The organism is Prescottella sp. GW823-FHT02E09 (assembly GCF_058797375.1).
On the sequence record NZ_JBXAJP010000003.1, the window covers coordinates 165,277 to 176,037 of the forward strand.

Consider the following 10,761-nt stretch of genomic DNA (forward strand, 5'->3'; position numbering starts at 1 on the left):
CCACAGTGACTCTTTCCTTACACCTACATCGCCCGGGACAAACCATCATTATCGCCTCACGCGGACCACACCTCCGCATCGGCGACGACCCGCCGGACGTCCGGCCCTTCATCCGGCCGGGCGCCGTCGGTCAGCACCAGAACCTCGAGATCCTCGAGTTCGTCCACGTCGAGGGCCTGCGCGCAGGCCGCCGACACGAACGCATGGGTCACCCATTCGTCGGCCAGAAGGTCGGTGACGTTACCGTCCGGTACTGCCGTGACGACGGTCACCGCGCCCGCGGTGGACGCCACGATCAGCTCCGTGACCGACCACACGCTGTTCACGGGCTCGGTGCACGCGGTCCGTGACTCGTAGGTGACGTCGTAGCGGGCGCGGTCGCGGTCGGCGAGTGCCACCACGTGTCCGTGGGTGAGTGAGAACGATCCGTCGGCGGCCACGAGTGCGGGATCCTCGGAGCCCAGGCGGCGGATGCGCTCGGTATAGGTGACCGGCCGCCCCGAATGCTCGTCGATGCGGATCCGGTCCGCGTCGGCGTCCAGTACGACCCATTCCATGCCGTCGGGCAGGTCGTCGACGAGCGCGGAAGTCGTGATGCCCACCTTTGCCGGCATGCCGGACCGCATCCGATCCGCGTCCGCCGCCGCCATCGGCATCAGAGCCGCACCGCTCTTGAGTACCGCCCAGGCCGCGACCACCGCGTCCACCGAGCGCGGCAGCGCGATCGGCACCCGGTGACCGGGGCCGACACCCTCGCCGATCAGCAGCCGCGCGAGCCTGGACGACTGTTCGTCGAGTTCCCCGTAGGTGGTCTCCTCACCGTCGTCCGAGATCGCGGGCGCCTCCGGGTCGGCCTCGACCACCGCCGCCAGGATCTGCGGCAGGGTGCTGTCGCTGGGCACGACGGCTGCGCCCGACTCGACGCCGGCCGATCGTCCGGCCGACGCGGCGCTCTGCAGCTGCGCACGCTCCGCCTCGGAGACGATGTCGATGTCACCGACCACCACCCGCGCATCGATCGCAACGGCCTCCAGGATCCGCACGAACCGTTGACCGAGCGTCGTCACCGTCGACTCGTCGAACAGGTCCGTCGCATACGTCAGCAGCGCCTCGAGGTCTCCGGACGCCGTGGGAATCAGGGTCAGCTGCAGGTCGAACTTGGCTGCCCGCTCCTGATCCGGCACCGCGCCCACCGTCAGGCCGGGCAACTCGAGTGCGGCCTGCTGCTGGTTCTGGAACGACAGCACCGTCTGGAACAGCGGGTGGCGCGCCGTCGAGCGAGACGGTGAGACGGCCTCGACGACCCGCTCGAACGGCAGGTCCGCGTTGCCGAACGCCGCCAGGTCCGTCTCCCGCGCCCGCGCGAGGACATCCGTGAACGCCATCGACGACGCCAGTTCCGTCCGCAGTGCCAGTGTGTTGACGAACATGCCCACCAGATCGTCGAGGGCAGCGTCCCCGCGTCCGGCGATCGGGGTGCCGACCGTGACGTCCCAGGTTCCGCTGAGCCGCGCCAGCAGAACGGCCAACGCACTGTGCGCCACCATGAACAGTGACGAGCCCTCGGCCCGCGCGAGCGTGTCGAGGGCGCTGTGCAGTGCGGCCGGGATCGTGAAACCGGTTTCGACTCCGCGCATCGACGCCACCGCCGGACGGGGCCGGTCGGTGGGGAGTTCGAGCAGGTCCGGTGCACCCGACAAGGTCCGCACCCAGTAGTCGAGCTGCTCGGCGGCCACCGTGCCGGGCTCGTCTGCCGAGCCCACCACCTCGCGCTGCCACAGCGCGAAGTCCGCGTACTGCACCGCGAGCGGGGACCACTGCGGCGCCGCGCCCTGGCTGCGGGCGGCATACGCACCGACGAGGTCACGCGCCATCGGCGCCATGGAGACGCCGTCCGCACCGATGTGGTGGATGACGAACGCGAACACATGCGTACGGTCGTCGATCCGGAACAGCCCGGACCGCAGCGGAACTCCGCTGGTGACGTCGAAGCCGCGGCCGAGCAGTCCACCCACGCGGGCGAGCACGTCGTCCGTGGTGACGGGGACGGGCGTGAGATCGAACTCGACCCGATCGGCCGGCACGATCACCTGGTGCGGACCGTCCGCGTCCTCCGGGTAGTACGTGCGCAACGCCTCGTGCCGGACGAGGACGTCCTGCAGGGCCGCACGCAGCGCCGCGACGTCCAGGTCGCCGGTGAGCTGCATCGCCAGCGGAATGTTGTACGTGGTGGACTCCGGCTCGAGCCGGTTCAGGAACCACATGCGCTGCTGCGCGAGCGAGAGCGGGATCCGATCCGGCCGCGGCCCGGCGGCGAGCGCCTTGCGCGCACCTGCCCCCGCAAGAGTTTGAGCCTGCGCCGCCAGCGCGCTCACCGTCGATGCCTCGAACAGCACCCGCACCGGCACCTGCGCATCGAGCGCGGCACCGAGCCGCGCGATCACCTGCGTTCCCAGCAGCGAGTTGCCACCGAGACCGAAGAAATCGTCGTCCAGACCGACCCGTGGGGCGCCGAGAACCTCCGCGAACACCCCGGCGACGATCTCCTCCACCGGCGTCGTCGGTGCCCGGAACGCGGTGGCCTCGAACACCGGCTCCGGCAACGCCTTCCGATCCAGCTTGCCCGACGGATTCAGCGGGAACTTCTCCAACACCACGAACGTCGTCGGCACCATGTACGACGCCAACGACGTCGCGAGCGCGGCCTTCACGACCTCGGTGTCGACCGTGCCACCCACAGTGGGGACGACATAGGCGACGAGCTGATCGTTCTTCACCACCACCACGGCCTGCGCGATCGACTCCTGCCCCAGCAGCGCGGTCTCGATCTCCCCCAGCTCGATCCGCAGACCACGCAACTTCACCTGGAAGTCCGTACGCCCGATGTACTCCAACTCACCAGCCGAGGTCCACGTCACCAGGTCACCCGTGCGGTACATCCGCTCACCGCAGTCGCCGAACGGATTCGCCACGAACCGATCCGACGTCAGATCCGACCGACCGACATAGCCGCGCGCCAACTGCACACCCGCCAGATACAACTCACCCGGCACACCCACCGGCACCGGATTGAGCCGCCCGTCGAGCACGAACACCCGCGTGTTCCACACCGGCACGCCGATCGGCACACCCGCAGTGTCCGCCGCCGTCACCTCGTGGAACGTCACATCCACCGCGGCCTCCGTGGGCCCGTACAGATTGTGCAGGGCAGCGCCCGGCACGGCAGCGCGCAGGCGTGCCGCGGTCTGCGCCGGCAACGCCTCACCCGACGCAAACACCAGGCGCAGCGAATCCGCCCGGGACACGGACGGTTCCGCCACGAACACCGACAACATCGACGGCACGAAATGCGCCACCGTCACACCACGCTCGGCCATCACCCGCGCCAGATACGCCGGATCCCGATGACCATCGGGCGCCGCGATCTCCAGCCGCGCACCCACCTGCAACGGCCAGAAGAACTCCCACACCGACACATCGAACGTGAACGGCGTCTTCTGCAACACCACATCCGCAGCCGTCAGACCGTACTCCGCCTGCATCCACACCAGACGATTCACGATCGCGCCGTGCCCGACCGCCACACCCTTCGGCCGACCCGTCGACCCCGACGTGAAAATCACATACGCGGTGTTCTCCGGCCGCAGCGGCGCGACCCGATCGGCATCCGTCAACGGATCAGCCGAGAACCCGGACACATCCACCGTGTCCAGCTCGACAACAGGCGCGTCGCCGGGCAGATCCCCGCCATCTCGCGAGGTGGTGAGGACCAGAACCGGCTTTGCGGTGTCCAGGATGTAACCGTTGCGCTCCACCGGCTGATCCGGATCGACCGGCACATACCCACCACCAGCCGCCAGCACCGCATACATGCCCACCAGCAGATCCAGCGAACGCCGCATCCCCAGACCCACCAACGAGTCCGGACCCACACCCTCCGAAATCAACAACCGCGCCGTGCGATTCACCCGAGCCGCAAACTCGCCATAGCTCAACGACTCACCCTCGAACACCAACGCCGCAGCATCCGGAGTCCGCGCCACCTGCGCCGCGAACCGGTCGACCAGCGTCGCCCGCGGAACCTCGTGGCCGGTGTCGTTCCACCGGCCCAGCACCCGCTCACGCTCGGAATCGTCCAGCAACTCGATCTCCCCGACCGGGACCGCCGGGTCGGTCGTCGCGGCGGACAGGATCCGCAGGTAGCGGTCACCGAACGCCCGCGCCGTCGACTCGTCGAAGAGATCGGTCGCGTACGTCAGATCCATCGTCAGCCCGGGGGTCTCACCGGCCGATTCGGCGAAGGTGACCTGGAGGTCGAACTTCGCTGTCGTGGAGTCGAACTCCACCTCGGAGACGGTCAACCCGCCCAGCGCGAGGTCGGTGCGGCCCGGGTTTCCGAGGTTCTGGAACGTCAGCATCACCTGGAACAGCGGGTGCCGCGACTGCGACCGGACCGGGTCGAGGATCTCCACCAACCGCTCGAACGGGACGTCGGCGTGTTCGAACGCCTGCAGGTCCGTCTCACGCACCGCCGCCAGGAGGTCGTCGAACGACAGGGCGGTGTCGACGTCGCTGCGCAGCACGAGGGTTCCGACGAACATACCCACGAGGTCGTCGAGTGCCTGCTCGCCGCGGCCCGCGATCGGCGTGCCCACCGCGATGTCCGAGGTGCCGCTGAGACGTGCCAGCAGCACCGCCAGCGCCGCGTGCACCACCATGAACGGGGTGACGCCGCGTGCACGCGCGAGTTCGTCCAGTGCGGTCTTCAGCTCCCTGCTCAGCGGAACGGACAGCCGCGCTCCCCGATAGGACGACACGGCGGGTCGGGGGCGATCCGCCGGCAGATCCAGCTGGTCGGGCAGACCGGCGAGCGCGGATGTCCAGTAGTTCTGCTGCTGCGAGATCAGCGATTCCGGGTCGTCCTCGGAGCCCAGGACGTCGCGCTGCCACAGGGTGTAGTCGGCGTACTGCACGTCCAGGGGGCCCCAGCCCGGCACGGTCCCGGCAGATCGTGCCGCGTACGCGGCCATGACGTCACGCGTCAGTGGCCCCATCGAGAAGCCGTCCGCCGCAATGTGGTGCACGACGAGCACCAGGATGTATTCGGTCTCCGACACCGCGAACAGTCGCACCCGCACGGGTGCGTCGTGGGTCAGCTCGAAACCGGCGGTGACCATCGACTCGACGATTCCGGGCAGGTCCGACTCCGACATCGGTTCGGCCACCAGCGGCGCCGACACGTCGGCCGCGGGCCGGATCTCCTGGTACCCGACGCCGTCGACGTCGGGAAACACCGTGCGCAGCGACTCGTGGCGGTCGAGGACGTCGCCGATCGCGGCGGACAGCGCCTTGACGTCCAGCGCGCCCGACAACCGGATCGCGAGCGGGATGTTGTTCACTGCCGACTCCGGCTCGAGGCGGTTCAGGAACCACATCCGCTGCTGCGCCAGCGACAGCGGGATCCGGTCGGGGCGCGGGCGCGCGACGAGTGCCGTCCTGGCACCGCCGACGGAGCCGGTGACCCGGTCCGCGAGCCCCTCGACGGTGGAGACCTCGAACAGGAGCCGGACCGGGACGGTGGTGTCCAGGGCCGCGCCCAGTCGGGAGGCCACCTGCGTCGCGAGCAGCGAGTTGCCGCCGAGCGCGAAGAAGTCGTCGTCCCGACCCACCCGCTCGGCGCCGAGCACGTCCGCGAACACACCGGCGACGGTTTCCTCGGCCGGCGTGGACGGCGCCCGGAACGCGGCCGACTCGAACTCGGGCTCGGGCAGCGCCTTGCGGTCGAGCTTGCCGCTACCGGTGAGCGGCAGCCGGTCGAGGACCAGCACCGCCGCGGGCACCATGTAGGCCGTCAGCGATCGGCCCGCGTGCTCCTTCAGCGCCGTCACGTCGATCGTGTGCCCGTCGGCCGCGGTCACGTACGCGACGAGCTGGTCGCCGACCACGAGGACGGCGCACTGGCCGACGGACTCGTCTCGCGCGAGGACCGTTTCGATCTCGCCCAGCTCGATGCGGAAGCCGCGCAGCTTCACCTGGTCGTCGGCGCGACCCACGTACTCGATCACGCGGTCGGCCCCGGTGCGCACCACGTCACCGGTGCGGTACAGCCGGTTGCCGGGCGTACCGAACGGGTTCGCGACGAACCGCTCCGCGGTCAGACCGGGACGGCCGAGGTAGCCGCGGGCCACACCGGCACCGTCGAGGTACAGCTCACCCGGGACACCCACGGGCACGGGCCGCAGCCGCGCGTCCAGCACGTAGGCCGTCGCGCCACGGATCGCCCGTCCGATCGTGACCGGTTCCCCCGGCACCAGGGCGTCGGAGATGTTCGATGCCACGGTCGCCTCGGTCGGGCCGTACGCGTTGAACATCTTCCGGCCCGGCGCCCAGCGGGACACCAGTTCGGACGGGCACGCCTCGCCGCCGACCACGACGACACCCAGCTCGTCGAGCCCCGCCGGGTCGACCGACGCCAGCGCGGCCGGGGTGACGAAGGCGTGCGTGACACGCCGGGTACGAAGCAGTTCGGCCAGTTCGTGCCCGCCGTAGATGCTCGTGGGCGCGATCACCATCGTCGCGCCGGCACCGAACGCCATGAGCAGTTCCAGGACCGATGCGTCGAAGCTCGGCGACGCGAAGTGCAGCGTGCGCGAACCCGCTTCGATCCCGTAGCGCTCCACCTGCTCCTGCGCGAACGCCGCGAGGCCGGAATGCGTGACGACGACGCCCTTCGGCACACCCGTCGACCCCGACGTGTAGATCACGTAGGCGACGTCGGTGAGGTGCGGCGGACGGGCGCGGTCACTGTCCGACAGCGGCGCGGGCGAGGACACGGCGATCTGCTCGGCAACGGAGGCCTCGTCGAGCGCCAGCCACGACAACGCGGACGGCAGCGCGGCGGCATGCTCGGCGACCGTGACACCCAGTACCGCACGGGAATCGGAGACCATGTGTGCCACCCGGTCGGCCGGGTAGTTCGGGTCGACCGGCACGAACGCGGCACCGGACTTGGCGACCGCCCACACCGCGGCCACCGATTCGATCGATCGGGTCAGCGCGATCGCGACCACGTCGCCCGGCCCCGCACCGCGGTCGATCAGCACCCGCGCCAACTGTGACGAGCGCTCGTCGAGTTCCCGGTAGGTGACGGTCCGCTCCCCCGCCACGAGTGCGATCGCGGACGGATCCACGCACGCGGCGCGTTCGAGCAGGTCGGCGAGCAGCATCGGTTCCGGCGCGACCGGACCCGCGGCCACGGTCAACCGCGCCACCTCGGCGTCGTCGAGGATCGCGATGTCGCCGACCACCACGGACGGGTCGCTCGCGACCGCGCCGAGCACCCGCAGGAACCGTTCCGCGAACGCGCGCATCGTCGACGCATCGAACAGGTCCGTCGCGTACGTGAGGTCGACGTCGAATCCTGCTGCGCCCGAGTCGGCCTCGGCGAGCGTCACCGCCAGATCGAACTTCGCGACGGCGGCGTCGAAGTCGACGCCGGAGACGGTGAGGTCACCGAGAGCGAGCTCGGTCCGGTCCATGTTCTGGAACGAGAGCACCACCTGGAACAGCGGATGCCGCGCCTGCGAGCGGGCCGGGCTCAGGACCTCGACCAACCGCTCGAACGGGACGTCGGCGTGGCCGAACGCCTCGAGGTCCGACTCGCGCACCCGAGCGAGCAGTTCGGCGAACGGGCGATCTCCCCGGACGTCGGCGCGCAGCACGAGGGTGTTGACGAACATGCCGACGAGGTCGTCCAGGGCGGCCTCACCCCGACCGGCGACGGGGGTGCCGATCGCGACGTCGGAGGTGCCGCTGAGCCGCGCCAACAGTACCGACAGCGCCGCGTGCACCACCATGAACGGTGTCGCACCATGTTCGCGCGCGACGATGTCCAGTCGGGACGCGAGCTCCGCATCGATCGAGAACCTATGCGATGCACCGACATTCGATGCGACGGCGGGACGTGGGCGGTCCGCGGGCAGATCCAGCCGATCGGACAGATCGGCGAGAACGGTGCGCCAGTGGTCCACCTGGCGGGCGATCAGCGATTCCGGGTCGTCCTCGCTGCCGAGAACCTCGCGCTGCCACAGCGCGTAGTCGGCGTACTGCACGTCGAGCGGCGCCCAGCCCGGCGGGGTTCCGGTCGATCGCGCCGCGTAGGCGACCATCACGTCACGGGTCAGCGGTCCCATCGAGAAGCCGTCGGCGCTGATGTGATGGACCACCACCACGAGCACGTGCTCGGTGGCGGACACCGCGAGCAGCCGCATCCGGATCGGGACCGTGGCCGTCACGTCGAATCCCCGCGAGATCGTCTCGGTGATCGCGTCGACGATGTCGGCCTCGGCGATCGACTCGGCGTCCAGGGCGACGGCGACCTGATCCGCGGGCAGGATCACCTGGCTCGCGGTGCCGTCCCGTTCCGGGAACACCGTGCGCAGTGACTCGTGGCGAGCGACGACGTCGTTCACCGCGCCGCGCAATGCGGCGACGTCGAGCGAGCCCGACAGCCGGATCGCCACGACGATGTTGTTCGCCGCGGAGTCGGTGTCGAACCGGTTGAGGAACCACATCCGCTGCTGTGCGAGCGACAGCGGCACGGTCTCCGGGCGCGGCTGCGGCACCAGCGGGACACGGGTGTCGCCGCCCGCGGCGACCTGGGCGTCCACGAGCGCCGCGAGCCGGGCCACGGTCGGCGCGTCGAAGAAATCGCGCACATCGATGCGGATGCCGAGTTCGGCGTTGATCCGCGCGACGACACGGGTCGCGCTCAGCGAGTTGCCGCCGAGGGCGAAGTAGTCGTCGTCGACACCCGTGCGCTCGGCGCCCAGGACCTCCGCGAACGTGGCGGCGAGCATCTCCTCGGTGGGGGTGCTCGGTGCGCGGTACTCACTCACGAGCGTCGAGAAGTCCGGCGCGGGAAGGGCCTTGCGGTCGAGCTTGCCGCTCGCGTTCAGCGGGAACTCGGCCACCGCGACGAACAGGGACGGCACCATGTACTCGGGCAGCCGCGCACTCACCGCGGCGGCCATCTCCGCGCGGTCGACGGGCGCGCCACCGTCGGTGACGACATAGGCCACGAGGTGGTCGCCCAGGTCGGCGTCGGCGTGTACGACCACGACGGACTGCGATACCGCATCGTGGTCGAGCAGCGCGGACTCGATCTCGCCGAGTTCGATGCGCAGACCACGCAGCTTCACCTGGAAGTCGGTGCGGCCCACATACTCCAGCTCACCGGAGCCACCGAGCTTGACGAGATCGCCGGTGCGGTACATGCGGTCGCCCGGGGCGCCGTAGGGGTCGGCGACGAACCGGTCGGCCGTCAGGTCGGGGCGCTGCAGGTAGCCGCGGGCCAGCTGCACGCCCGCCAGATACAGCTCGCCCTCGGTCCCGGCCGGCACGCGGCGCAGTCCGTCGTCGAGCACGTACAGGTCGGTGTCGGCGACCGCGGCGCCGATCGGCACCGTGGCGGTGTCCGCCGCGGTGACCTCGTGGAAGGTGACGTCCACCGCGGCTTCGGTGGGACCGTACAGGTTGTGCAGCGCGGCATTCGAGATGTCACGGAACCGGGCCGCGGTCTGCGGCGGGAGCGCCTCACCCGACGCGAACACGTTTCGCAATGTCGTGGCTGTCGCCGCACTCGGTTCGACCACGAACACCGAGAGCATCGACGGCACGAAATGCGCGACGGTCACACCGCGCTCGACCATCGTGCGGGCGAGATACGCGGGATCGCGGTGGCCGTCCGGCAGCGCGATCGTCAGCCGCGCACCGGCCTGCAACGGCCAGAAGAACTCCCACACCGAGACGTCGAACGTGAACGGTGTCTTCTGCAGCACCACGTCAGCGGCGGCCATCGGGTACATGTGCTGACGCCAGCGCAGATTGGCGACGATCGCACCGTGGCCGACCGCGACGCCCTTCGGGCGCCCCGTGGAACCGGACGTGAAGATCACGTACGCGAGGTTGTCGGCGGACAGCGGCACGGGCCAGTCCTCGTCGGTGACCGGCGCGTCCGAGTGCGCCTGCAGGTCCAGCGCATCGATCGCGAGGATCGGGGTACCGGTGTCGAGCGCCAGCCCGTCCCGGGTCGTCGTGAGGATCACGACGGGGCGCGCAATGTCGAGTACGTACCCGAGACGGTCGGCCGGATGATCGGGGTCGAGCGGCACGTACGCGCCACCCGCCTTGACGATCGCGTACATGCCGATCAGGAGATCGAACGAACGGCGAATCCCCAGACCCACCAGGGTGTCCGGTCCCACGCCGAGCGCGATCAGGTGCCGTGCCAGGCGGTTGGCGCGGGCATCGAACTCGGCGTATGTGAGCGCCGTGCCGTCGAACTCGAGTGCAACCGCGTCCGGGGTGCGCGTCACCTGCTCGTCGAACAGCGAGACCAGGGTGGCCGCCGGCTCGGTGGCGGGAGCGGTGGACGCCAGCTCCCCGAGCACGTCGGCCGCATCGGTGAACAGGGCATCCAACAGGCCGGGCAGGCCGCCGGTTTCGGGCGCCTCGAGCAGACCCGGTGCCACGGTGGACAGCACGACCGGCACGAGCGCGTCGATGCCGAGCACCCCGCCCATCGCGGCGTCGAGGGTCTCGATCTCCTGCTTCAGCTGTGCATACGTGACGGTGAGCTCACCAACGGTCAGCGCGATCCGCTGGGGATCGACCTCGACCACCCCGGCGAGGAACCGAGGCAGATCCTCGACGGTCAACGCGTCGACTCCGGGCTGCTGGGCCGCCATGTGCTTGTGTCCT

1 protein-coding gene is annotated in these 10,761 nt (G+C 70.0%); it reads right to left on the reverse strand.

Features of this window, described 5'->3' with window-relative positions; genetic code table 11:
- Positions 1-56: 56 nt before the first annotated feature.
- A complete protein-coding gene (locus tag AC1RIF_RS08545; RefSeq protein WP_492600934.1) occupies positions 57-10,748 on the reverse strand; it encodes an amino acid adenylation domain-containing protein in 10,692 nt (3,563 codons plus the stop codon).
- Between the last annotated feature and the right edge of the window lie 13 nt (positions 10,749-10,761).

Coding starts and splice junctions, on each gene's coding strand:
- AC1RIF_RS08545 (WP_492600934.1), bottom strand. CDS start 10,748: ATGGCGGCCCAGCAGCCCGGAGTCGACGCGTTGACCGTCGAGGATCTG.